The organism is Virgibacillus profundi, assembly GCF_002287375.1.
Lineage (GTDB): Bacteria > Bacillota > Bacilli > Bacillales > Amphibacillaceae > Virgibacillus_K > Virgibacillus_K profundi.
Map to the genome: position 1 here is coordinate 159978 of NZ_NPOA01000001.1, position 25349 is coordinate 185326.

Consider the following 25349-nt stretch of genomic DNA (forward strand, 5'->3'; position numbering starts at 1 on the left):
AGTTAACCAATTCTACATTCTTTTAATATCTTATCTGTTAATTTGCAACCAAGTCCCGGCTCTTCTGGCAGTGTATAATAGCCATTTTCCACTTTGATCGGATCTTCCCAAATATCTGCAATTGATTCATAGCAATATTCGACCATCGGCACATTGGACGATGCGGCTGCCAGTTGTACGTGTAACTTCTGCTGTACATTCGTATGTGGAATGACTTCCAGATTGTAGGATCTGGCCAGTGCAGCAACATCAAGCCATTCGTCAATGCCGGAAAGCTTTGTAGCATCAGCTTGGACGATAGCAACTCCGCCCTTTTCAATATAATCACGGAAATCATATTTTGTATAAATGGTTTCACCTACAGCTATTGGAATATTTATTCTTCTGGCAAGCTCGATATGGGATTTTTTATCAAATGGGTTCATTGGTTCTTCCAGCCAATATACGTCAAATTCCTCCAGTTTCTTTCCCCATACAATGGATGTTTTTAAATCCCAAACGGTATTGACGTCTACCATTAATTTAATATCATCACCTATTGCTTTTCGAACCGCTTTGACCCGTTCATAATCTTCTCTTGGGTCTGGTAATCCAAGCTTCATTTTTACTGCATCAAACCCACGCTCGACAAGTGCAGTCATATCTCTGACTAATTCATCTGTTGTTACTTCAAGCCAGCCGCCGTCTGTATTGTAGGCCTTCACCTTATCTTTCACAGGACCCAGATACTTCCATAATGGCATATTCGCCACTTTCAGCTTGATATCCCATAATGCAAATTCAATTGCACACAATCCAACCCGTGTAACTCCAACCTGCCCAATAAAATGGTTTGTGTAATGAAGTTCCTTTAGTATATTTTTATAAAAAACCGGGTCTTTTCCGATTAATTTTGGTGCATATGTATCATCAATAATTGCCTGGACAGCACGCGTTCCCTTCGTATAATTCCAGTTAAACCCCCAACCACTTATCCCCTCATCTGTGTCTAAGCGAACAGCCACAAATTCAACTGATTCAAGTTTCGTTTGAGAGTCTGTAATTGCCTTTTGCCTTAAGGGAACGTCCAGTAAATATGTTTCCACATTTGTAATTTTCATCTTTCCTGCCTCCGATTTAATTAATATTTATCCTGAAACAATAATGATATTTGCATAGGCGCATGTATCGCCTGTTTTAATGACTGCTTGCGCTTCTTTCGTAAGCGCTTTAAATTCCAAGTGTGTGATTTTCTCAAATAATATATTGGGATATAATTGCTTTAATTCTAGCAGTCTATCTAGACTGACAGCTTCCATCTCTTCTGTAACAATGATTCTTTCAATGTTTAATTCAGTTTCAATGACCTTTAGCAAATCAGGAACTGTCGGCAAATCATCTGTGATTCCGAGGTTTATTCGTTTTTTATCCTCAGGCACGGGATAGCCTTTATCTGCCAGGACAACATAATCTGTATGCCCCATACTAGCAATCAATTGTGATATTTCCGGATGTAGAATTCCTGCCTTTTTCATCTGCTTCCTCCATATTGAAATCCTTGTAAACTTCCTTTCGCTGATCAACTGTAATGCGGTCTCTGAAGCTTTGAACAGGTTTTTTTAAATATAGCTTTATTCCGGTCTTTTGCTTAATTGCACTTACCAGTTCCCATCCAGCACTGCCAAGTTCAGAAAGCCTTTCATCATTTTCAGTTATCATGTATTCCCATTTCATCAAACCACTTCCCATCAACCTCTATAGATTTAACTTGTAAAAGTTTTTGGCATTATTACCAATCATTTTAGCAAATTCATCTTTCGTTACATGTTCTGAAACTAAATTGCCAAATAGTTCATACACATCCCCGTAGTCTCCTGCAAGCAAACATACTGGCCAGTCACTGCCAAACATCAATCTGTTGGGACCGAAAGCTTTTAAAAGATGCTCTCCAAAAGGAATAAAGTCCTTCTGCTTCCAATTTCGATGGTCTGCTTCTGTAATAAGTCCAGAAATTTTGCACATAACATTTTCAAACCTGGATATTCCACTAATATGATTTTCCCAAAAATTTGAGATGCCATTTGTTATATCCGGCTTTGCAGCATGATTAATGACACACCTTAGTTTTGGAAACTCTTCAAGCAATTCCAATACAATTGGCAAATGCCTGGGGTAGATTAAAAGATCTAAAGGAAAATCATCATGGAGTAACTTTTCGATATTTTCCATCACCCTCGGACGCAATAACCATCGATCATCCTCAATATCCTGCAGCATTGGCCGAATTCCGACAAAGCCTTTATTTTCTCGTAACTGCTGGTATTTTTCCCCGAATGAATCAGAATCCAAGTTAATCCAGCCTACTACACCCGCAATAAATTCATTTTGATGATATAATTCTAATAAATACGCTGTTTCCGCAAGTGTCGGTGCTGCCTGAACAACAATTGTTCTATCAATTTGATGCTTTTTTAAAATTGGCTGTAAATCATCTGGCAAATAATCCTGGAACAATATACCTTGTTCCTCTGTCAGCCAGCCATAGTCCTGACGGCTGAGTTTCCAGAAATGGTGGTGGGAATCAATTTTCATAGAATTTCCTCATTTCCTGGATATTTATGTTACCGATAACATTAAAGTAACATTAAATTAATAAACTGTCAATTAAAAATATTTGTATTTTTGGATCACTCCATTGTAAAATTAAGACAACATAGAGAGGAAGTAAGCAAATGGTCACGATTTATGATATTTCCAAATTAGCAGAAGTTTCACCAATGACTGTATCAAGGGTTATTAATCAGTCCGGGAAAGTGAGTGAGGCAACCAGGGCAAAAGTAGAAAAGGCTATAGAAGAGCTGAACTATATTCCAAATGCCTCTGCCCGATATTTAACGGCAAAAAAGTCAAAGATTCTGTCACTTATTATTACCGATATTAATAACCCGTTTTTCACGAAAGTGGCTCGGGGTGCCGAAGATAAAGCAAAACAGCTGGGTTATCGTTTGATGCTTTGTAATAGTGATGAGGACATCCATAAGGAATCCGATTATATTAATATGCTAATTTCAACAGGTGTGGATGGTGTACTTATAACCCCCTCTGAAGATAAATCAAAAAAGAATCTTAGAACATTGACTAAATATAAGATCCCTTTTATTCTGCTTGACCGTAAAGTAGAAGGAATAGCTTCTGATGAAATTCATGGGGACAGTCAGGAAGGAACAAGAAAAGTTTTACAGCATCTCATTGAGCTCGGACATGAGAAAATAGCAATTATAAATGGTCCTCTCGATGTTTCAACCGCCCGGGAACGTCAGGATACTTATATCGAGACACTGCAAACACATGGATTACCTGTTAAAGATGATTTAATTTTTCAAAGTCATTATAAAAACAAAAATAAAGATGAGGTTTTCTCGAAGCTTTTATCTTTAGACAAGGATGAATGGCCCACAGCAATTTTTGCAGCAAATAATATTATTGCAATCAACACAATTAAAGAACTGCGAAAACGAAGCATCCGTGTGCCTGAGGATATTTCTGTTGTTTGTTTCGATGATTTAGACCCAGCGTATGACCTGGATCCTTTTTTAACTGTCGTTTCCCAGCCGGCCTATCAGTTTGGCTATACAGGCATCCAAATGCTGATTGACAGAGTTGAAAAAAACGCACCTTCTGAATTCAGAAAGATTGTATTGCCATCTGAATTGATAGTACGGCGATCTTCAGCCTCTATTTAGTGTAAAAAGCTACTAAAGACAAACAGGTGCAGCCTTTTCAAACGCTGCACCTGTTAAGTTTTTAGCAGTAATTAAGTCCGATAACAATAAGAGAGCACAGTTATGCCTTCTTATTTATTAACAAATTAATTATCCTTATATCGACTATAGGCCTCTTTCTGAACATCCATATATTCATCAAGCCCCATTTGAGTCAACGTTTCTACATATTTGTCCCATTCAGATAAAGACGCATCTCCGGTAATGAACTTGTCTCTCATCTCATCAACATATTTTTCGATATCAGAACCAATCGATGTTAATATCCTATTTTCCTCTTCAGTATAGGTAAATGATGGCCATACTTCTTCCGGAAGATTCGGTTCAAGCTTTTCCGCCGCTTCCAAGGCAGAAGGGGCACTTTCAGATCCCACAAAATAGTCCTGCTTTACAATAGCTGGCGGACCTACTCCTACCCAAGTCAAATATTTGGACACTTCTTGATTGCTCGTTAAGCCTTCTTCACTATTTGTTATTTTATCCACATATTGAAAGCCATCCTCTGTTTTTTCATATGTTTCACCTTCCACTCCCATATACATTAACTTGGAACCTTCATCACCATAAAAGTAATCAATCCATCGCATAGCTGCTGCGGGATTCTCATTTTCATTTGTGATGACAAATTGCCCCGGATTAGTAACGACAGAGGATAGACCTGCGAACAGCTTGTCACCATTTGGTCCTTCCAATGCATACCCACTCACATATTTCTCTCCTGTACCTCCAGCAAATGTGACGTCCGGACTCCAAAAGACGGTGCTTCCGTAATTTTCTTCTGAAGCATTTGACAAGTACTGGCTCCAATCGATTGAAAAAATATTCTGTTCGATTAAACCTTCATTATACAACTTGTTCATATAAGTCAGCATTTCTTTGTATCCTTCAGTTGTTGGCACAAACCTCATTTCTTCATTTTGCGGGTCTGCATCAATATAACCGCCACCGCGAGTATTAATCCCAAAAGCACCTTGAATCCAGTGGATAAAGTTATTGATATTATTACCGCCATAAGGTACCTCATCATTTTCGCCATTACCATTTGGATCCTCTGTTTTTACTGCTTTCAGATATTCATAGAATTCCTCAGTCGTTTGCGGAATATCCATATCTAAAGCATCTAGCCATTCCTCGTTAAACCAAGGTGTGCCCCCTACGCGTAAAGATATAAAATCTGGATCCGCCATATTGGGAAGGGAGTAAATATTACCATCGGGAAAAGTGAGTGCTTTTTTAGCATCGGGATTTTCCTCTAATAGCGCTTTCAAATTAGGTGCATATTGATCAATAAGATCATTCAGTGGTATGAACACGCCCTGCTTACCATACTTTAATAAATCCAGACCGCTGAGATTGGCAGCGTAAAACATATCGGGTAAATCACCACTAGCCAGGGCAAGATTTCGTTTTTCCTCCAATGAATCGGTTGACACCTGGTTCCACTTTACATCAATATTCGTCATATCCTTATATTTATTCCAAATTAAAATATCGTTCCAATCTGATTGCATCGTTTGGGCAGATACTCCAGCAAAAACATCCATAGTGATTGATTCATCCATAATCGGCATACCTGATTCATTAAAATGCGGATCATCGTCACCTGTTGTCTTACTTACTTCTTCATCACTACTGCAAGCTGCCAGGATAAGTAAAACGAAAATGATTAAAATAGTTATCTTCTTTTTGAAAAACATTGTTAAAACCTCCTATTATTTTCAATAAGTCTAGCAATTTGTTCGATGCCTTTTTCATCTTTTCTAATAATTTTATTGAATGCGCTTGCAAAACAAGTTAGACATGTACGCATCATTAATTAAGTTAATTAACTTTGCATATCTACTATGGTTTTACATTGACAGATAAGTGGTATTCCTATACTATTTGTACAATCTAATCAACACAGTCATGAGGTGACTATTCGTGTTTGACATATTTTCAATATCTTTCGACAATGAAATTCCCGATTGGAAAATGCCTCTAAAAAGGCTTCCTGAGAATATAATTGTATTGATGATAGAGGGAGAAGTCGATTACTGGCTTGATGATATCCACCTCCGATTGCAAAAAGGTGATGTGCTTTACATCCCAAAAGGAACGCTCAGAGAATCACGAAATGCAATGGGACAGAAACATAAAAAATATACCATTTTATTTCATGAGATTTCTCCTGAATTACAGCAGCTTTCTATCATAAAACGACATCAATTCACCCACTTCAGGACGAAAAAGTTTGCTTATTTAGAACAAAAGATGAGTATCCTGTATCAGGAATATCTCAATCGGAATCACTATTACGAGCTCATGTGCCAAGGAGAACTACTTCATCTCATGGCATATATCAGCAGGGAAATGGATACCAAATATATTTCCCCCCAAAAAATACAGTTTGCTAATTTAATCGAAGGATACATTCAATCATATTACAATGAAAATATATCGACAAAAGACACTGCGAATCATATTAATCGATCAACCAGCTATGCCATTCGTCTCTTTAAAGAGGTAAAAGGAATGACACCGATGAATTACTTGCACTATATCCGCATTGTGCATGCTCGGGAGTTATTGTTGAACACAACACGGAACATGCAGCAAATCGCCAATGATTTGGGCTTTTGTGACCAGGCGCATTTTAATCGCGTTTACAAAAAACTCATAGGAGAACCCCCTTCAGCTATTCGACGGAACCATTCTTCCAATGATAGTGGATAGTACTTTCAGAGAATGGCGTTTGTCTAATTTAAAATTATCATCAATATACCCAATTTTCCGATTAATCGCAATGAATGAAATCGATTTATTTGTATTATATTGATTTTTATTTGAAACAACCATTTACTCGGGTAGCGTATGAAAAGTCTCCACCCATACTATATTTTGGATAGAAATCTATTAACAACTTGCTAACAACACAAAAAAAGCCCTGTCACCCAAAAACTGTGACAAGGCTTTTTTCATAACTTGCAAGTCAAAAACCTACATAATTAATCAAAGCGAATTTCTTCGCCTTTTTCACTGGATTCATACACACCAGCTAATATTTTCATAATCTCCACGCCATCCTGTACCGGAGAAATTGTTTCTGTTTCTCCTTGGACACAGGATACAAAATGATTGATTTCATTTTGGAAGCCTTTACTAAAGTCAAACGATAATGCATCAATTTGTGGTGTTGAATTTAATATCGTATTATTCTTCTCTGTAATGATTTCCAGCTTCGGTTCAATTTCAGCACCGCCCTTGTCTCCAAACACGTTTACAGCTATTGACTCTTCCTTTGCATGAAGGGTGAAGCTGACATCGACCATCAGGGAAGCCCCATTTTCAAAGCGAATGATCGCATTCGCCATATCTTCAACTGAATTCTGGCTTGGATCATAATCTGCAGCCTTATAAAATGATTTATTTTCAATATGTGAGCGGTTTCCAAGTTTATTGTAAGTATTTCCACTGACAGATTTCACCTTTGGTTTACCCATCAGATACCAGCACATGTCAATTACATGTACACCAAGGTCGATTAAAGGTCCACCGCCAGAGCGTTCCTTATCTGCAAACCAGCCGCCGGGATTTCCTAAAGCACGGATACAGGAAGCTTTCGCATAATAGATTTCCCCAAGGTCGCCTGAATCAATGAAACTTTTCAAAACTTGAGTGTTTGTACCAAAGCGACGCACAAATCCAACCTGTAGTGTTTTCCCATCACTTTCTTGAACTGCTTTTTCTATTGCATGAGCCTCTTCAACGGTTTTACATAAAGGTTTTTCGACTAATACATGTTTTCCTGCATTTAATGCGGCAATGGCAATTTCCGCATGTGTATTATTCCATGTGCAAATACTTACTGCATCAATTTCTGGTACTGCAAGCAGTTCGTGATAATTTGTAAAATACTTTTCTGCACCATATTTCTCTGCTTTTGCCTTTGCTCTTTCCTCATTCAAATCACAAACGGAATAAATACTTACTTCCTCATTGTTTTTATAGGATTCAAAATGCATTTCCGAAATGGAACCTGCACCAATTATTCCAACCTTTATCCCCATAATGCCATCTCCTTTTAATTATAATTCATCCCAAATTCTGCGTACATTGTCCAAACCAATCTTTGATCCTTTTTTACAATCCTCAAGCCCTTCAAATTCGATGGAAATATACCCATCATAGCCTGATTTCTTAACCACCTTCAGAACATCCTGCAAATTGATATCTCCATGCCCTGTAATCGCACCTCTTAAGTAATTCCCTGCTGTTGACTGAAACCAGCCTTCACCCGGACTAAATGAAGAAGCGGGACGAACATAAAAATCCTTTGTATGAACCATGGATGCGTAACCAATATTTTTCTTCACCGCCGACACCGGATCCTCATCTACACACAGAAAGTTCCCGGTATCCAGCGTTGTTTTAAAATTAGGTCGGTTAACATTCTCAATCAGGCGCTGTATCCGGTCACTTGCCTGGACATAAAAGCCATGGTTTTCAATACTTGTCACAATATCGTACTCTGCTGCATAGTCAGCAATACGCTGACAGGCTTGAGTTAATTTTGGAAGATCCTCTTCAAACTGTTTAATAGAAGCTTCAGCAGGTGGCTTGAACGAGACATCATGCCTCATCAATTTCACACCAAGCTGGTTTGCAATATCTACTTCCTTTTTCACTCTTTCAATCTCTGCTTCGAATGCTTCATCCGTTTCTGGAAGAAAATCAGCACCGATTGCATAGTTTGAAATATCAATTCCAACTTCATTTGCCTTGTCCTTAATTTGGTTAACTAATTCCGGATTATCTGTCAAGGAGTAGCCTATTGGAACAATCTCAATATGCTCTCCACCTTGATCAGCTGTCCACTGTATGACATCGAGGATGGACATTTCTCCTGAGTTAATCGCTCCTGCCAAACTGTATGAACTCATGCCAAGCTTCATATTTACCCCTCCATTGTTTCATTATTCTATTAGACTATTACTTGAAAGTTTTAGTGCTGTTTAATCAACAAAGTTGATATAAACTCTACGACGAAACTTTAGTGTTACTTACTCCCACCTTCTAGAAGATGAGTGCTAGTTCAGCGCTCCAGAAACACATTTCGCTTTCCGCGGGCGGCTGATGAGCCTCCTCGAGCTGTCGCTCTCCGGGGTCTCATCTAGGCCTCTGCTCCCGCAGGAGTCTTCATGTGTTTCCTCCGCTGTGATGGTACTTTCACTTTCAAAATTTAGCAGTTTAATTAAATTAAACTATTAAGATAATTCCTACTAGCGTAGGCAGAATACGAAGACTCCTGCGGGAATAGCACGTGTCCGAAGACCCCGCAGAGTGGTTTTCTCGAGGAGGCTGAGGCCGTGCCCGCGGAAAGCGAAGTATTCTGCCGAAGCGATCCCGAATGGCGTTTATAGTAAAAACTTATAGCAAACAGTAATTACGTCGTCATTTATAGATTTTCCATCAAGAAAACTAATCCTTTCGGTGGGGCAAACGAAGAATTGCCCCAAACTTTTTTTAGAAACTGCCTGCAAGAATTACTAGTTTCGTTTCAGAAGTACTGTTTCTTTTAATTCATCAGCTTCATAGGCTGCTTTTACAACCTCTAGTGTTCTGAGTCCGTCGGTTCCTGAAATGAAAGGCTTTCGATCATTCTTGACACAGTCAATGAAATCATTGACGAGCCCAGCATCCATATCCTCGGCCCATGGCATCTGCTGAATCTTCCCATCTGTATCATTGTAAAGAAGGGAATGTTGTTTATAGGCGTCAACCGCTATCGTTCCTTCTGTCCCGACAATTTCCATTGTCACATCACCCCAGGTAGGGAAAGTTTTGGGACGGGACCAGCTTGGGTCTATTGAAACAATGACACCAGATTCGAGTTCAAGTGTTACCAGTCCAGCATCTTCCACCTCAATATCGTAAAATCTGGTATCAAATTCTGCATAAACCGTTTTCACTTCATCCTTCAGCATCCAACGCAGCACATCCATAATGTGAACAATATGGTCTGTTGCTGAACCGCCACCGGATAATTCTTTTTCCACAAACCAGCCACCTGGCATCTGCCCATGGTTGGTTGCATTCACTGCCATCACCTCACCGATTTTTCCTGCCTGCACCAAATCTTTTACTTTTTGTATTGCAGGTACGAAACGGACAGGATAGGCAACCTGTAAAATAACACCATGCTCGTCACAGACTTGAATCATTTCTTTCGCATCCGCAATTTCCGTCGCAATCGGCTTTTCACATAGTATTTGTTTCTTATAGCTTGCTGCTTTAAATACATGCTCTTTATGGTTCACATTTTCTGAACATATGATGACCGCTTCAACATCAGTTTTTAATAATTCATCTAAATCACTGTAAAAATCACTGCCAAAACGGTCAGCCATTTCTTTTCCTCTTGTGGAATCAGCATCCCAAATTGCTACCAACTCTGCCTCCGGATGCTCTACAAGGTATTTAGCATAGGCTAGTGCATGCATATGTGCAAAACTGATAATTGCTGTTTTCATTTGAGCACCCCCTCAATAGATACAGGCTGACCTGTCTCAGCCGATTTTCGTGCAGCCTCAGCAAGCTGGATCGGCTTCAAGGCATCATCTGCCCGTTTTACCGGCTTATTTTGTACTTCTACAAATGCAGCAACATGCTCAAGCTGTCTCTCTAAGGCTGATTTGAAAAGTACGGCTTCCTCAAGATCAACATCGGCTTCAGATCCAGATAGCTGCAGTGAAATCGGATTGCTTTCATTGCTGTTAAATGTGAGCATTCCCGTATCACCGGAAATTTCAAAGCTCGTCTCTTTTGTTGTTTTTGCCCAGTTCAACTCCACCTGTGTAAACGATTGATCCCTATGCCGCAGTGTTATAAGAGCATACTCCACTGGCCATCCATCTCGTCGTTTTTTCTTCACATGTTTCGCCATTACCCGCTCAACATCTCCAAATGTCCAGAGAAGCCAATCGAATTCAATCATTCCAAGTCCAGTAATTATATCTTCCTCTCCACCAGGGTGAGGTGCTCCACTTGAAAGCCTAGTTACACCCAACTTTCCAACATTCCCATTGTTTACCTGATTTCTTGCATCTGCATATTCCGGAGAATATCTGCGTCGATTCCCCACAAATAAATGTACCTTTTTCGCTTCACATTCCTTAATTATGGAAGAAGCCTTCTCCATTGTTTCTGCCAGTGGTGTTTCACAAATAATATGTACCCCTTCCTTTGCGATTTGCTGAATCCATTCAGCTCTTTCGTTTACAGGTACACAAAGATCTACCACATCGACATCCATTGTTTTTAATTCCTCAGCATTGCTGACTGCTTTTTTCTGGTGTGCTTCAGGTATCCATTCATGACTTTTCCCCGAAACAATTGCAATTACTTCCACATTTTTAATGTTCGACCATGTTTCCAGATGCTTCCGGCTATTTCCAATTACCGCCACTTTTACCACTGTATCCACCTCGCTTTTTTTTCTACTATTCTATCAATCCTATAATAACGTTTTCATTTTTACAAATATTTTTACTAATTTTTTTACTATTTATGCTTTTTCCCAAAAATGTTTCAAATTTTCCATACCGATTTTACTTGCTTCCCGGCATTCTTCCATACCTTCAAATTCCAATGTGATATTGCCGTCATACCCGGAATCTTTAATAAGCTTAACAATTTTTCTTATTTCAATATCCCCATGACCGACTATTGTGCCTTTAAGGAAGTTGCCATTTGACGTTTCAAACCATTTTCCACCACCTGGATTTTCATCATAAGGACGAAGGTAAAAATCTTTAAAATGAATAAGTGAAGCATAAGGCAGATTTTTCTTTACCCCGACAATCGGGTCTTCATCAACACACATAAAATTCCCTACATCTAGTGTTGTTTTAAAATTCGGCCTATCAACTGCCTGCACGACACGCTGCACCCGGTCACTGTGCTGTACGGCCATCCCATGATTTTCAATAGTTGTTGTAATATCAAATTGCGCTGCATAATCTGCAATCTGCCTGCTTCCTTCAATAATCTGCGGCAAACTGTTTTCAAAGTATTCAATGGTCCGTTTCTCGGGCGGTACCGTAAAGGCTGTTACATCATGGCGCATATGTTTGATTCCCATCCGGTTTAAAAGATCCACATGTTCCTTTAGGCGTGCCACTTCTGCATTGAATTCTTCCTCTGAATCCTGAACAAAGTTTGCTGGCATGGAATAATTGGACAACTCAATTCCCTTTTCCTTTGCACGATCGCGTACCTGATCTGCCAGCTCCAAATTGTCAACAAGTGTAAATCCATAGGGCACAATCTCCATATGCTCCCCACCGTTTTCAGCAATCCAGTCCACTACATCCAAAACATCCATTTCTCCTGCCTTAATTGCATCAAGCAAACTATACGTACTTAAACCAACTTTCATTTTATCCATCTCCTTTTATTTTGGCTGTTTTCTAATAGATCGGAACTGCGCACTGCTCGGCCCACCGAAATGATTTGGGACTGCACCATGGGTTCGTCCCTTCGAAAAGATCTGTTGTTATCTGCCCCGTAGTCGATATAAAAGACAACACAGTGAAAATTTATTTGCGGTTGGGAGCAGGGATTCGCTACGGAAACACATTTCGCTTTCCGCGGGCGGCTGGTGAGCCTCCTCGTGCTACTCGTCTTTAGGGGTCTCACCTATGCCTTTCCTCCCGCAGGAGTCTTCATGTGTTTCCTCCGCTGAAATTGTGCTTTAAGAGCTTTTTTAAGATTTCTTGATTAATTAAATAAACAAATGCTTGCACATTTACATTTATGGCGGTTGTTTGGAGCGAAGGACCGTTGACTCCTGCGGGAAAAGCACGTGTCTGAAGACCCCGCAGAGTGTTTTTCTCGAGGAGGCTGAAGCCGTGCCCGCGGAAAGCAACGGTCCGCAGCGAAAAATAACCCAACACATACGTCGTCTTCTACAGAAACTGCGACAGTTAAATAAGCAAGTTGATGGGGCGTATGAAGTGCAGTCCCAAAGGTTACGAAAAGAACCTTTATTTTTTACTTTAGCTTCTTCGTAATTAAATCCAGTGTTCGATATAATTCATCAAGCTCTTCCAACTGTTCCTCGGGTTCAAAAGTCTGTGGCGTCATATGAACAAACTTTTCAAAAGTATGTTCATTCCACCCATTCCATGATGTTACCAGCATACCGGGCATTTTATCTTCTTTATTCAGTTGCTTAGCCTGGCGTTTACTCTCCTCCAACAAATCTTCAGCAGCATCTGTTTTATACCAGCAAGCCGGAATTATCGTAAAACCTTTTTCAATAAAATTTCCAATTGAAGGATATGCAGCTGACTTTTCATAATGCCAATCCATAATTACAATATCCTTGGGGATGGAATCTATTGCTTTATACGTACCAAAAGTATCCCCTTCCCACTGGTCATAGCCCATCTTTTTACTATCGTTTAATCGGTCACCCCACATGAACATTTCAACACCACGATCTTTAACAAGATGGCCATACATGTCATTAACAGCTTTCGCAAATAACACAGATCTGTCTTTTCCTTTGCAGCGAGGACAGTTATCATCCGCTATTTCAAATACTTCATCCATACCAACATGAAATGCATCGGTATCAAAAGCATCAATAATTTCATCCATTAGATCAAAAACAAGCTGGTTAACATCCGGATGCTCCGGGCACCAGCTTCTGCAGAAGATCTCCGGCCATTCGGCATCCAACGGTACATGCGGCGTTTCGTCAAATTCAGGATACGCTTTTAATATGGAATTACGAGATCCTCCCCAGCCTTGATGACCAAGGCATTGGAATAACGGAATAAGCCGGATGTCATTATGTTTACATACGGCTGAAATCTCCCGTGCATCCTGTTTGGTTAATGTTCCACCGGTGACTTCAGGATGGGATTCAAATACAAACGATGTATTGCATTCCAAAAATAAATGATTAATCCCCTTTGGAACCAGTACTTTTTCAATGAATTTTTTAAAAACCTCGACTTGATCGTGTGAACCGAATCTTAAATGAAATGCACGTACAGGCTCTGTCGTATTCATTTGTTTACACTCCCCATTTGATTCCTGCTAAATGAAACACAGCTTCTTTATTTCCTACCAGTTTATCATTGTCATTATAAATATCTTTGTGTGAAATCTGATACAGCCTTTGAATGGTCTGTTTATTTTTATAATCGATTTGTTCCAGGATTGTGGCAACAATTAACGGCCATTGTTCCTCCGTACCGTCCATTACTTTTAAAGCGAATCCAAATTTTTCATCCTTTAGTCCAAAACAATAAACACCCTGTGCCCCGCCTTTTGCAACAATATTTTTATCCATCAAAAGGTTTGTGCAAATCGCATCTGTACCGGAAATAATTTCCGGGTTTTCATTCATGAGACTGCTTATCGCTACCACTGCTTCACGGATAGTTTGATCCGCTATCAGTTCAGGCCTTGCAAATCTCAGATACACATTTGCAATCGATTGAAGCGGCAATGCATAAACAGGAACCCCGCAACCATCGACACCTATGCTGATTTCCGCTATGTTACAACCGGAAACTGTGGAAAGGGCCTTAAGAATTTCCTGCTGAGCAGGATGTTCCGGCTCGTAATATCCCTCTGTACTTACACCAAGTACTTTTGCCAGTGCAATCATTCCAAGATGCTTGCCGGAACAATTATGACAAAGCCTTCTTTTCGGCTGGTTATCCTTTAGCATTGCATCCTTCGCCCCAGGGTTCAGCGGATATGTTGGGTGGCATAGTAATTCATCCTCTGCAACACCTATTTTATCCATTAGTTTTTTAAGCTCCTCCAGATGAAAATCCTCCCCGCGATGTGATGCAGCAATAAGGGCGGTTTCCCGGTTCGTCAGCTTAAAATGCTCCTGAACTTTATGTGCAATCACTGGTATTGCCTGAATCGGCTTGAATGCAGATCTCAAAAAGGTTAAATGCCGTGCATTTCCAACTGTATATTTCACTTCTTCGTTTGCATCAATCCCACAAATATGACCAGGATGAATGTTTTCCAAGATGCCGTTGCGATAATCGTTAACAAGAATTTCCTCATTCATAGACTCAACTCCCATTCACTGTTTTTCCAAGGGACTGCCTTTCACATACCGATTACATTTACTTAATAAAAATTCACTGAACATCGAATTTGCCCAGGAGAACCAAGGTCTTGTAAATTTTTCAGGTTCATCCACATGGAAGCCTTCGTGCATGAAATTTGTTGCCGCATCTGTCTTTTTGAACAGTTCAAAGATTTCATCCTTTTCATCAGTTGATGCAGCTGTCATTCCCTGAATGGCCAAAGCAATATGCCAAATATAGTGCTCTGGTGTATGTGGACTGCCAATTCCTTTAGCCACCTTGCCCTGAAAATAATATGGGTTTTCTTCACTCAAAATGAAATTTCTAGTATTTTGATAGATTGGATCATCTACATCACAATAACCTAAATACGGCAGTGAGAGCAGACTTGGAACATTGGCATCATCCATCAGATTATAGTTTCCAAATCCATCTGTTTCATAGGCATAAATCGTACCATATTCGGGATGTTCTACTTTGCCATGTTTTTGAATACCCTGATGGATTTCTTCTGCCAAATCTGATGCTGCTTTTACAAGACTTATATCTTCCAAAACTTCTTCAGCAACTTCTGCCAGCTGCTTCAAGGAAACGACTGCGAACATATTTGCAGGAATTAGATAACCATATTTACAAGCATCGTCACTTGGACGGAAGCCACTCCATGTCATTCCTGTATAGGAAACAGGAGCTCCTTTTCCATTATGTGATAATGTATCCTGCGGTGGACAGTTATCCCTTTCAAAGTGATAAGTGGAATCCTCTGCATGATTTTGTTCTGTTTTAAACGTTTCTATGATTAAGTCAACTGCGTTCCTGAAGGTTTCGTTAAAATGGGATGTCCTTCCGGTAGACTTCCAGAATAGAAAGCCAAGCTGAACTGGATAGCATAATGAATCTATTTCATATTTTCGCTCCCATAAAAGTGGTGTCATTTCTGTATTATCATCATGATATCTGTTCCCATTTGCCTCTTCGTTAAATGCGTTTGCGTATGGGTCGTGGTTGATAAAGGAAAATTGCTTTTGGATTACCCCTTCTATCAAATCAGCCATTTGCCCGTCATGCTCTGCAAGCATTAAATATGGGCGAACCTGTGCAGCGGAATCCCTTAACCACATTGCCGGAATATCACCTGTAATCACAAATGTTGTTCCGTCTTCTTGTGGGCGGATTGTTGTTTCATATGTATTGGAAAAACAGTTTTCAAAAAGTTCCTGTGCTTTTTGGTCACCGGAAAATGTTGTTTTCACTTCTTCGATTAAATTTTTCATGGATATTGGTAATTGCCCTTGCATGGTTGCACACTTCCTTTTCATAGTCTTATCGTTGGAAAAGTAGTGTTCAAAAAGTCTTGTCTGGCAACTTCTTGAACACTATTCACTGGATTACCTTTTTTCAAATCCCACTGTTATTATTTCATGTCCGCGAACAGAGTGTCCCTCTTCATTATTAATAGTTTCCTTTTCCTCTTCAAGCACATTACTCTTATATGTCTTGCCAATGTCATCCGGTGTATGAACAGCTAACGAACTATCCTTATCAGTTATGTTAAACCAGCGAGCCATTACATCACCAGTCTTGTCAGAAACTTTTAATGAGGAAAATGCTAGATTCTCAGATTCCCATTGTAAAAATGAGTGTACTGCTGGCAGTTCACCATCATGAATTCCAGTCTGTTTCACTGACCACGGAATCTGGTATTGGTAAGCATCCTGATAAGCTTTTGCTCCACCTGCTTCACCATTGGAAGGGTAGATCCGGAATGATGCGGATTGCTCCCCTAGACATTGTGCTTCAGGTGTCGGGAAATGACCCCAGTCTCCCATTTCACCAACGGAACGCAATAATGTTACCGCAATCGTATTTCGGCCATCTCTTAGAACTTCATATTCATTTAATCCAAGGTTGGAAATGGTTAAGCCCTGCTCTTGATTCCTTACATCAACAAATGCCTGCTGATGCTGGGAATAATCAGGATTCGTCCACTCTTTAGAAGGCTGAATTGATCGTTTAGCAACTTCAAATATTGAATCTGCATGATGTACGTCTGTTTCGATGTCTGTTGGAAACAATACCCGGAGACGATGATCCTTCACCTGATTATTAAATGATGCTTTTACATCAACACCTTTGCCATTTTTTTGCAATGAAACAAGAGTTTTGATAGTAAAAGTTATTTTCTTGTCGGAGCGCTCCGCTTTTCTCCCTGTAAACCAGACAACCTCGTTTTGCTCCTTCTCCAGGAGTTCCGATGCACTTTCAGGGATTTCCCACTCATGGGTAATTTCGTATACAGCCTGAAATGGCGTATCTTCCGCAACTCTTACGGAAGCAGACACATCCTTGGTCGTTAATGCCGTATCATTTTCTGGCTGCTTGTACATGTATTCATTGCCAATATCACCAGTATCCTCATACACGCCTAATTCTTTATAGGTTTTTCCTGTAGCTTTATCCATCAATGTCAAAGAACCATTTTTATTGATTTTCACATGCAAAAATTCATTTTCCATTTCATTATCAGCAGTGATCAGCGAGATGTCTTCTTGTTGTTTTTCCGATTGTACCCAGGCGAATGTTTTAAGCCCTAGTGCTGGAACATTCCCTGCTTCAAAAGTGAGTCGCACCCTTCTAGCCATGTACGGCTGGCGGAATTTCTCCTCAGGCAGATCGTAATCAAATGCAATACCCAGATCTTCCGCTGTACAGCTGAATTCGTTGCCGGATTCATCAACGATTATTCTTTGACCAAATGGGAAACTTTTTAATTGCTCTTTATTTACCCCATTTGAAAAATACTCACGTTTAACGTCAAGCGTAATTGATACGGTTCCAGTCCGCTCCCAGCCTGTTGTGTTGTAAACAGTAAATGGAAGTGCATCCTCTCCCCATTTTTCAAAACCGGATGTGTTGATTTTTTTAGAAACTGCTTCGAGACTTTCATCAATCAGCATTTCCGCAACATGTTTGCTGTTTTCGAAACGGGTGATCATACCACTGTGAACCTCATCCACACTGCAGCCGCAAATACTGTCATGGGGATGATTCTGCATTAATGTCTTCCACGCATATTCAAGCAGATGACCGTTATATTCCTCTCCCTGCATATAAGCAAATGTAGCTAATGGCTCCGCAACTTTTTCTAGCAATGTCTGTCCAACCTGATTCATTTGCTTAATATATACACGTGACGACGCGGTATTTACAAGTGTACCCCATCCGTCTGTCTGCTGGCTTCTCAGTTCCCCGTCGATTACTTTTAAGTCTTCAGGAACTGAGGCAGTTAGCTTCTCAACATATTCATTGAAGTTGGAATGGACAAATTCGACATTAGGGTACAGTTCTTTGGCTGTTCGGATTGCTTCAGGCAAATCTGCTTGAATCGGCTGGTGATCACACCCGTTCATCATCAGCATATGTGGCGTTGCTGCATACTTTTCAAGTGAATCCATATGCTGTTCCCAATAATTTTTGGCTTCCTCTGAATCTGTAGGAATCTCATTACCATTGCAATACCAGTTCGCAAACAGGATACCAAGAACGGAGGACCCGTCCGGTGAGCGCCAATGCATTTCCGAATAGGGTGACTCAAAATTATCTGATTCACTGACAGTATTATTAAATCCTGTTGGCTTCACTCCCCTGCCAAACACCGCATTATTGATACCGGCCTGGCTCAGAATTTGCGGTCCTTGACCCATATTTCCAAATGAATCTGGGAAATACCCGACCTTTGAAATTCCACCCCATTTTGTAGCATCCTTTATTCCATATTGCAGATTGCGGATATTTGCTTCACTACTTGTTAAAAATTCATCCTGCAAAATATACCAAGGACCGATGTGCAGTCTACCTTCTTGAATATATTTTTTTAGAATTTCACGCTTTTCGGGACGTACCTGTAAATAATCATCAAGGATTATGGTCTGCCCATCGAGATGAAAGCTTTTAAAATCCGGATCAGCCTCGAGTGTTGCGAGCAGTTTATCCATTAACTTAATAAGAAGAACATGGTGTTTTTCGTATGGCAAATACCATTCCCTATCCCAGTGGGTGTGGGAAATGATATGAACTTGTTTGTTATCTTTCATAGTGAACCCTCCAAAATTAATACTTCTATTCCAGTTATGATTATTCCTTCTTTTAATTAAGGAACGTTTTCTTAAAAGTTTATTTTGACACTAAAGATCTAAAATGCGACGTAAATCGATATTGATTCTAATAACATGTGCTATTGCCGTCGTCCGGGATCGCTGCGGGCGGATGCTTTCCGCGGGCACGGCCTCAGCCTCCTCGAGAAACCCCACTCTGCGGGGTCTTCGGACACGTGCTATTCCCGCAGGAGTCACCGCCCTTCGCTCACCCGAACTGGTAGGGTATTTCAATGCTTAATATTAGTTACCAATATAGTTCATTGCCAGTAACTGCAACTATAGCGGAGGAAATACACGGAGACTCCTGCGGGAGGAAAGGCCTAGATGAGACCCCGGAGAGCGACAGCTCGAGGAGGCTCATCAGCCGCCCGCGGAAAGCGTAGTGTAATTTCCGGAGCGCTGGACTAGCACTCATCATCTAAGAAAGGGTAAAAATCACGCCAAGGTTACGCCGGGGCTCAACTACGTGATTTTACTAATTCGAAAACTCCACTAAAAATGTTTTGATTTCATATGGTTTCAATGTAAAAGCAATGCTGTTTTCATAAACCTCATCAGTTTCCGGTCGTTCCATCAGATCACATTCCTGCCAGGATTTTATAGTGAAGTCACTGCCTATTTCAGCATTTGTCCGCTTCCCTTCAAATTCATGTACCCTGACAACGGCCTTGTCTCCGTACTCAGCCTTCTTCACTGCATCAATCATAATATTGGAAGCATTCATATGAAGCATTGACAATTTATCAGCAGCTGCGCTTCCCTCCGTATATGTTAGCGGGTTATTCAAGTACCAGGCTTCCTGAACAGTTTCACCTTCCACCCAACTGCCAGCATGTGGAAGCAGAGAATACGTGAATTCATGTTCTCCCTGGTCTGCCCATGGATCAGGATGGATTGGCGATTTCAGCAGGGATAATCTTATTACATTATCCTTGATATCATAACCATATTTACAATCATTCAGGAGACTTACTCCATAGCCACCTTCTGATAGATCTGCCCACTGATGTCCGACACTTTCAAACCGCGCATAATCCCAGCTTGTATTCCAATGTGTCGGCCGCTTCACATTTCCATACTGAATATCATAAGTCGCTTCTGTCGACCTGATATCTACAGGAAAAGCTGCTTTTAGCAATCGTTGCTGTTCATGCCAGTCAATCTTTGTTTTAAAATCAATCCGGCGAGAATTTGCATAGACCATCATATCCTGACTGATTACAGATTTTTCGTATTTCCAGCCGAATCGAATTACCGCTTGCAGGCTGCCATTTTCAATAAGTTCAACAGATTGCAATGAAGTAACCTCTTCCATTTTCTGCTGGTAGAAAATATCAATGTCCCATGCATCAAACATCAATGGTTTATCTTCAAATACCTGTAATACATTGCCAAGGCTTCCTTCTGCAAGTACTTCCCGTTTATTTTCCCGGTCATAAATGCTCGTCAGCTGCCCTTTATCATTCCATTTAATATCATAAAACGGCGTCACCACACTGTCTTCATTTAAACGGAAGCTATTCATTTCCTCATCGGCTGTTCCTGCTGGTTTAAACTGAATTGTCATGTATCCCATTGCGGGCATTTTTTCGACTTTTACATGCCAGCCAGCTTCACAGCGTTGTGCATTGAGACTTCTGCCATCAGCATCAACCCAGCTTCCTACATCTAAATCGGATTCTCCTGTGATAAAAAGCAGATCCTCACGTTCCCATGGCGCTGAATTAAATACTGTCCATGTATATGAATCTTTTTTCTGAACAAGTGATTCTGCAGCAGTATTCCAGGCTGCATTTCCCTGTCCCCTTGCTTCTTCATATTCCAGCTTCGCATCATCATATACTTCCTTAATAGAGGAACCTGGAATAATATCATGAAACTGATTCCTTAAAATCGTTTTCCAGCCACTTTTCAGCTCCGCATATGGATAACTTGTAAAATCCTGTTGTTTTGCACTGCTCAGTACATTTAGCCATTCACTTTCACGATAAAGCAATTCCAGTTTACGGTTCATCCGCTTCATAAAGCTTTGTGATGTATAGGTGCCGCGGTGGAATTCCAGGTACAGCTCTCCATCCCAGGTGTGAACATACTCATTCGTTTTATCAACGTTTTTATGCAGTTTGTCAAAATAGTCTCCTGCAGTGGAGGTTTTCACGTGAGGAAGCCCTGGAATTTTGTCAATCCTGCGACGCATTTCTAGCATTTCACGATTGACCCCGCCGCCACCATCCCCATAACCATAGGAAAGCAGCAAATCCTGATTAATATTTTTGTCCTTATAGGCATCCCAGGATTCCTTGACGACCTGTGGCGTCATGAAACCATTGTATGTATAGTATCTTGACTCGGGCCATGGTTCCGTAGTTGTAATAAAATGGGTTAAAATTTCGGAACCATCAATTCCGCGCCATTTAAATGTGTCATGTGGCATGCGATTAAATTGACTCCAGCTGATCTTTGTTGTCATAAATGTTTTAATGCCCGATTTTCTTAAAATTTGCGGAAGTGCCCAGCTATATCCGAAAACATCCGGAAGCCAGAGATATTCACTTTCTTTATTAAATTCTTCACGCATAAAATTGTTTCCAAGCAGCAGCTGGCGGACTAAGGATTCGCCTGAAGGTATATTACAATCAGCCTCCAGCCACATACCACCCTCTATTTCCCAGCGGCCATCATTAATTCTTTGTTTCATCTCATCATAGATTTCTGGATAATCCTCTTTGATATATTCATATAATTGCGGCTGACTTTGCAGAAAGAGGTATTCCGGATATTGTTCCATCAGCCTCATTACCGTTGTAAAAGAACGTGCCGATTTTTCCCGGGTATGCTTGAGACGCCACAGCCAGGCAACATCAATATGTGTATGGCCTACTGCATGAAAAGTTACAGCATGACTTTTTTCCATGCTGTTAAGTTCGTTTTCCAGATAATCCCCAGCTTCATGTATAGATTCATAGAATTGCTCAGAACCTGGATTCAGCCAGTTAATGAGATTCATTGATTGATTGAGAGCCTTCAGCAGCATATGTCTCTCTGGTTGGTTATCCTGCAGTACCATAATACTTTCAAGTACGGCTTTGGCATTATAATAAAAATTATCTGCCGCTTCATCCAGCCAGGCAATCTTTGCATATTGCAGCTTATATTCCTGAATAGCAGGCTTTCCCCCGCCTTCAAGGCCTGTCCATAATCTGAAATCAAGCGTTGCTGTTTTTCCTGCTTGATCTCCCGAAAGAAAAACCTCTTTATGATTGGAGTCCACCCCTTGATAGGGTTTCCCATTTAAAAATAATAGAGATTCAAATCCCGAGTTATTTCCACCGCCAGTATTTCCAAAGTCAAACAAGCCAACAATTTTCCTGCCTGTCCATTCAGCCGGGATTTCCGCTTTCGCTGACATCCAGACATAGAGGTCACGTCCCTCCCAGCGTTCACCAATGTTTATTTTCGGTGAATTACAAGTATTTTCAGGCGGGTATTCACCAATCTCCCCAGCTTCATCCTCAACAAAATACCACTCCTGTAATGGAGTGCTATCCCTGTAACGGTATCCGGACAGCTCATTTATTCTGCCTTTTATCTTATCCTCAGTCAGAAACATCATTTACAGCCACCTTTATCTCTATCTGATTGAAGGCCCGTATGTATTCTCCTATTCAAGGGACATACGAGCCTTCTCCATTTAAAATTTATTGCTTTTTAGCTTTCAGCCCAGCGGTCATAAGCATCTTGATGGACTTGAATATAATCTTCAATCTTCATGTTTTTAATTGTTTCCACATATTTGTCCCAGTTGGATAATGGTTCTACACCAGTGATAAATTTAGCTTCCATTTGTTCTACATAGGATTCCAGATCAACCTCAATGGAATTAATATTATCCTGTTCTTCCCCAGTTAAATAAACAAGCGGGAATGGAACTTCTGCATAGGGAATAATTCTTTCCTCTGTTTCAGTTTCGATAAACTTCTCGAATTCTGATTGCTCTTTACCTTCAATCGGACCACTTAAAGTCGGTGTGGAAATTCCATAATCCGGTGTCAATGTGCCGCGATGGTCCTCTGAGCTTTCAAATTGCTCCGGTGTATCAAGGTATACTCTTTCCCCGTCCTGTTCTTCCCACAGATGGCCTTCCGGACCTTCATTTAGGAACTGGAAGCCTTCCTGTGAATAAAAATAATCTATCCAGCGAATGGTCGCTTCAGGACTAGGGTTTCCTTTTGTGATCGAGAATGTACCTCTTGTAATTCCTGGATTAAGCGGAATTACTGCCTCATCGGAAACAGGACTTGTTAACGGCTGATACATTGGGTTGTTTAATGCCTCTTCTTCTGTTTCACCAGTTGTAAAGAATGAGTACCAATCTGAAAATACCCCAACACGATTGGCCTGTCCTTTCGCCTTTTTCTGTTCATCCGATTGGGAGAATGTCTCCGGATCCAGAAGTTTTTCTTCATAAAGCTTATTCATATAAGTTAAATATTCTTTGTAGTTTTCTGTGATTGGCGCATATCTTATTTCTCCGTCAATTTCCTCAATACCCCATTCTTTCATTCCAAAAGCACCAAGCAGCCATGAACGAATACTGTTCATTTTAACATCAACTAGTGGAATCTCATCAGCTTCCCCATTGCCATTTGGATCTTCTGTTTTAAACCTTACAAGCAGGTCATAAAATTCTTCGGTTGTCTTCGGAAGTTCTTCAACATTCAATGTATCAAGCCATTGTCCGTTATACCAGAGTGGACCTAAATACCAGTTGGATGTTGGGCCATCTGCAATTCTTGGCAGTGAATAAATGTGTCCATCTACGGTAGTGATTGATTTTTTGATATCAGGATTTTCATCCAATACTTTTTGAAGATTAGGAGCATGCTCAGCAATTAGGTCCTCCAATGGGAGTAATACTCCCTGCTGTCCATAATCCACTTCCATTGCTGGAGTCAGATTAGTCGTTCCCGCACCATAAATGATATCAGCAACATCTCCACTGGCAAATGCCAGGTTCAGTTTTGTCTGGAAATCACTTAATGGTGGTGTGGTGTAAGTCATATTAATATTTGTCATTTCTGAGTATTCCTGCATTGTCGGCATATCTTCCCATTCTGCCATACCAGTTCCAGGTGCCATTAAAGATAGCTCAATTTCCTCATCTACGATTGGAAAACCTTCCTCATTTACTTCAACATTAGCAGCTGCAGAGGAATCTTTATCACTTTCCTCATCACCAGAACTGCAGGCTGTAAGCATCGCAATAGCGATCAGAGCGATCATCCATAAAAGTAACCCTTTTTTCATTTTGTATATCCCCTTTCAAATTTTATAATTGCTCAAAAAGTAGTATTTTCCAGATTGAACTGTAATAATATTCAACCACCTCCCTTACTATTACAAATGTAATTTTCTACCCTTTCAACGAACCAATCATTACACCTTTAACAAAATACCTTTGCAGGAATGGATAAGCTATAATTATCGGCAATGTCGATACAATCATGACACCATATTTGATAATTGCGGCAAGCTGCTGTTTACTGTGCATTGCCTCAGCCATACTTCCTGTAATATTTGTATTCTGGGATGACATTTCCTGTAAAACTAGTATTTCTCTTAATACCAGTTGTAATGGATACATTTCTTTATCTGATAGGTAAATCAATGCATTGAAATATCCATTCCAGTGGCCAACTCCGTAAAACAGGGCCATAACCGCAATAATCGGTGCTGACAGTGGCAGGATGATTTTCATAAACATTTTAAAATTGGATGCGCCATCAATAATGGCAGCTTCTTCTAATCCCTTTGGTATCGTTGCCTGGAAAAAAACACGGGCAATAATGATATTCCATACTGCAGCAGCATTTGGTAAAACCATTGCCCAGATTGTATCAATAAGGCCGAGGCTTTTTACCACTAAATATGTCGGGATCAACCCACCACTAAAGAACATGGTTAATACGAACATGCCGGTGAAGAAGCTTCTCCCGTAAAAGTCTTTTCTGGCTAACGCGTAAGCTGCGGGAATGGTAACCCCGAGGTTTATAAGTGTTCCTAATGCTGTGTAAAAAATAGTATTAAGATACCCTCTCCAGATATCATCATTTTGAAAAATCATTTTATACCCTTCAAATGTTACATCCACTGGCCAAAGCCACATTTTCCCAGAATTTACTGCTGCTGGATTACTGATTGATGCACTGACTATATAAATTAACGGATACAGTACAACCATTAATGCTGCAGTAAGGAATAGAAATATAAAGACTTTGAAAACTTTGTCTGCTCTGGTATCTTTTATCGCTGTATTCATTTCT

At 40.3% G+C, this 25349-nt stretch carries 19 protein-coding genes; 2 read left to right on the forward strand and 17 right to left on the reverse strand.

All coding sequences use genetic code 11. The features are described from left to right. Nucleotides 1-2 precede the first annotated feature (2 nt). The 4 genes from CIL05_RS00650 to CIL05_RS00665 are packed head-to-tail and all read right to left on the reverse strand — an operon-like array spanning nucleotide 3 to nucleotide 2571. Entirely contained in the window at nucleotides 3-1100 is a 1098-nt protein-coding gene (locus tag CIL05_RS00650) for a mandelate racemase/muconate lactonizing enzyme family protein (protein WP_095653574.1), read from the reverse strand. Between the two features lie 27 nt (nucleotides 1101-1127). Then, entirely contained in the window at nucleotides 1128-1514 is a 387-nt protein-coding gene (rbsD, locus tag CIL05_RS00655; protein WP_095653575.1) for a D-ribose pyranase, read from the reverse strand. Further along, a complete protein-coding gene (locus tag CIL05_RS00660; protein ID WP_100662718.1) occupies nucleotides 1465-1713 on the reverse strand; it encodes a hypothetical protein in 249 nt (82 codons plus the stop codon). The genes rbsD and CIL05_RS00660 overlap by 50 nt, the downstream gene beginning before the upstream one ends. Before the next feature lie 21 nt (nucleotides 1714-1734). Then, nucleotides 1735-2571, reverse strand: coding sequence for an amidohydrolase family protein (locus CIL05_RS00665; protein WP_095653576.1), 837 nt, complete (start codon nucleotides 2569-2571; stop codon nucleotides 1735-1737). Between the two features lie 140 nt (nucleotides 2572-2711). Here CIL05_RS00665 and CIL05_RS00670 point away from each other — a divergent pair, with 140 nt between their 5' ends. Next, the gene (locus tag CIL05_RS00670) at nucleotides 2712-3722 is read left to right on the forward strand and encodes a LacI family DNA-binding transcriptional regulator (RefSeq protein ID WP_095653577.1); all 1011 of its coding nucleotides are present in this window, start codon (nucleotides 2712-2714) and stop codon (nucleotides 3720-3722) included. Between the two features lie 125 nt (nucleotides 3723-3847). Here CIL05_RS00670 and CIL05_RS00675 read toward each other — a convergent pair whose 3' ends face one another. After that, nucleotides 3848-5458, reverse strand: a complete 1611-nt coding sequence (locus CIL05_RS00675; RefSeq protein ID WP_095653578.1) for an extracellular solute-binding protein — start codon at nucleotides 5456-5458, stop codon at nucleotides 3848-3850. Between the two features lie 226 nt (nucleotides 5459-5684). On the opposite strand from CIL05_RS00675, the gene CIL05_RS00680 reads away from it, so the two are divergent. Further along, nucleotides 5685-6476 carry an AraC family transcriptional regulator gene (locus tag CIL05_RS00680; RefSeq protein WP_095653579.1) on the forward strand — a complete coding sequence of 264 codons (792 nt, stop codon included), beginning with the start codon at nucleotides 5685-5687 and terminating at the stop codon, nucleotides 6474-6476. A gap of 272 nt (nucleotides 6477-6748) precedes the next feature. On the opposite strand, the gene CIL05_RS00685 is transcribed toward CIL05_RS00680, so the two are convergent. The 12 genes from CIL05_RS00685 to CIL05_RS00740 form a co-directional block, all read right to left on the reverse strand. After that, on the reverse strand, nucleotides 6749-7813 hold the full coding sequence (locus tag CIL05_RS00685; protein WP_095653580.1) for a Gfo/Idh/MocA family protein: 1065 nt from the start codon (nucleotides 7811-7813) through the stop codon (nucleotides 6749-6751). Nucleotides 7814-7828: 15 nt separating this feature from the next. Then, nucleotides 7829-8695: a sugar phosphate isomerase/epimerase family protein gene (locus CIL05_RS00690; RefSeq protein ID WP_095653581.1), complete on the reverse strand. Its 867-nt coding sequence runs from the start codon at nucleotides 8693-8695 to the stop codon at nucleotides 7829-7831. 594 nt (nucleotides 8696-9289) lie between these two features. Further along, nucleotides 9290-10273: a Gfo/Idh/MocA family protein gene (locus CIL05_RS00695; protein WP_095653582.1), complete on the reverse strand. Its 984-nt coding sequence runs from the start codon at nucleotides 10271-10273 to the stop codon at nucleotides 9290-9292. Further along, nucleotides 10270-11217, reverse strand: a complete 948-nt coding sequence (locus tag CIL05_RS00700) for a Gfo/Idh/MocA family protein (protein WP_165769011.1) — start codon at nucleotides 11215-11217, stop codon at nucleotides 10270-10272. The genes CIL05_RS00695 and CIL05_RS00700 overlap by 4 nt, the downstream gene beginning before the upstream one ends. A 90-nt stretch (nucleotides 11218-11307) precedes the next feature. Continuing rightward, nucleotides 11308-12180, reverse strand: coding sequence for a sugar phosphate isomerase/epimerase family protein (locus CIL05_RS00705; protein WP_095653584.1), 873 nt, complete (start codon nucleotides 12178-12180; stop codon nucleotides 11308-11310). A 614-nt stretch (nucleotides 12181-12794) separates the two neighbouring features. Then, on the reverse strand, nucleotides 12795-13823 hold the full coding sequence (locus CIL05_RS00710; protein WP_095653585.1) for a family 20 glycosylhydrolase: 1029 nt from the start codon (nucleotides 13821-13823) through the stop codon (nucleotides 12795-12797). Between the two features lie 4 nt (nucleotides 13824-13827). Further along, nucleotides 13828-14847 (reverse strand): asparaginase, encoded by a 1020-nt coding sequence (locus CIL05_RS00715; protein WP_206207731.1) that lies wholly within the window; start codon nucleotides 14845-14847, stop codon nucleotides 13828-13830. Nucleotides 14848-14862: 15 nt separating this feature from the next. After that, nucleotides 14863-16167 (reverse strand): glycoside hydrolase family 125 protein, encoded by a 1305-nt coding sequence (locus tag CIL05_RS00720; RefSeq protein ID WP_095653587.1) that lies wholly within the window; start codon nucleotides 16165-16167, stop codon nucleotides 14863-14865. Nucleotides 16168-16257: 90 nt separating this feature from the next. After that, entirely contained in the window at nucleotides 16258-18963 is a 2706-nt protein-coding gene (locus tag CIL05_RS00725) for an alpha-mannosidase (protein WP_095653588.1), read from the reverse strand. Between the two features lie 538 nt (nucleotides 18964-19501). Beyond that, the gene (locus tag CIL05_RS00730; protein ID WP_095654039.1) at nucleotides 19502-22636 is read right to left on the reverse strand and encodes an alpha-mannosidase; all 3135 of its coding nucleotides are present in this window, start codon (nucleotides 22634-22636) and stop codon (nucleotides 19502-19504) included. Between the two features lie 98 nt (nucleotides 22637-22734). Further along, nucleotides 22735-24333 (reverse strand): extracellular solute-binding protein, encoded by a 1599-nt coding sequence (locus tag CIL05_RS00735; RefSeq protein ID WP_095653589.1) that lies wholly within the window; start codon nucleotides 24331-24333, stop codon nucleotides 22735-22737. Between the two features lie 106 nt (nucleotides 24334-24439). Continuing rightward, nucleotides 24440-25345, reverse strand: a complete 906-nt coding sequence (locus CIL05_RS00740) for a carbohydrate ABC transporter permease (RefSeq protein ID WP_095653590.1) — start codon at nucleotides 25343-25345, stop codon at nucleotides 24440-24442. Nucleotides 25346-25349 lie beyond the last annotated feature (4 nt).

Coding starts and splice junctions, on each gene's coding strand:
- CIL05_RS00650 (WP_095653574.1), bottom strand. CDS start 1,100: ATGAAAATTACAAATGTGGAAACATATTTACTGGACGTTCCCTTAAGG.
- rbsD (WP_095653575.1), bottom strand. CDS start 1,514: ATGAAAAAGGCAGGAATTCTACATCCGGAAATATCACAATTGATTGCT.
- CIL05_RS00660 (WP_100662718.1), bottom strand. CDS start 1,713: ATGAAATGGGAATACATGATAACTGAAAATGATGAAAGGCTTTCTGAA.
- CIL05_RS00665 (WP_095653576.1), bottom strand. CDS start 2,571: ATGAAAATTGATTCCCACCACCATTTCTGGAAACTCAGCCGTCAGGAC.
- CIL05_RS00670 (WP_095653577.1), top strand. CDS start 2,712: ATGGTCACGATTTATGATATTTCCAAATTAGCAGAAGTTTCACCAATG.
- CIL05_RS00675 (WP_095653578.1), bottom strand. CDS start 5,458: ATGTTTTTCAAAAAGAAGATAACTATTTTAATCATTTTCGTTTTACTT.
- CIL05_RS00690 (WP_095653581.1), bottom strand. CDS start 8,695: ATGAAGCTTGGCATGAGTTCATACAGTTTGGCAGGAGCGATTAACTCA.
- CIL05_RS00695 (WP_095653582.1), bottom strand. CDS start 10,273: ATGAAAACAGCAATTATCAGTTTTGCACATATGCATGCACTAGCCTAT.
- CIL05_RS00705 (WP_095653584.1), bottom strand. CDS start 12,180: ATGAAAGTTGGTTTAAGTACGTATAGTTTGCTTGATGCAATTAAGGCA.
- CIL05_RS00710 (WP_095653585.1), bottom strand. CDS start 13,823: ATGAATACGACAGAGCCTGTACGTGCATTTCATTTAAGATTCGGTTCA.
- CIL05_RS00715 (WP_206207731.1), bottom strand. CDS start 14,847: ATGAATGAGGAAATTCTTGTTAACGATTATCGCAACGGCATCTTGGAA.
- CIL05_RS00720 (WP_095653587.1), bottom strand. CDS start 16,167: ATGCAAGGGCAATTACCAATATCCATGAAAAATTTAATCGAAGAAGTG.
- CIL05_RS00725 (WP_095653588.1), bottom strand. CDS start 18,963: ATGAAAGATAACAAACAAGTTCATATCATTTCCCACACCCACTGGGAT.
- CIL05_RS00730 (WP_095654039.1), bottom strand. CDS start 22,636: ATGTTTCTGACTGAGGATAAGATAAAAGGCAGAATAAATGAGCTGTCC.
- CIL05_RS00735 (WP_095653589.1), bottom strand. CDS start 24,333: ATGAAAAAAGGGTTACTTTTATGGATGATCGCTCTGATCGCTATTGCG.
- CIL05_RS00740 (WP_095653590.1), bottom strand. CDS start 25,345: ATGAATACAGCGATAAAAGATACCAGAGCAGACAAAGTTTTCAAAGTC.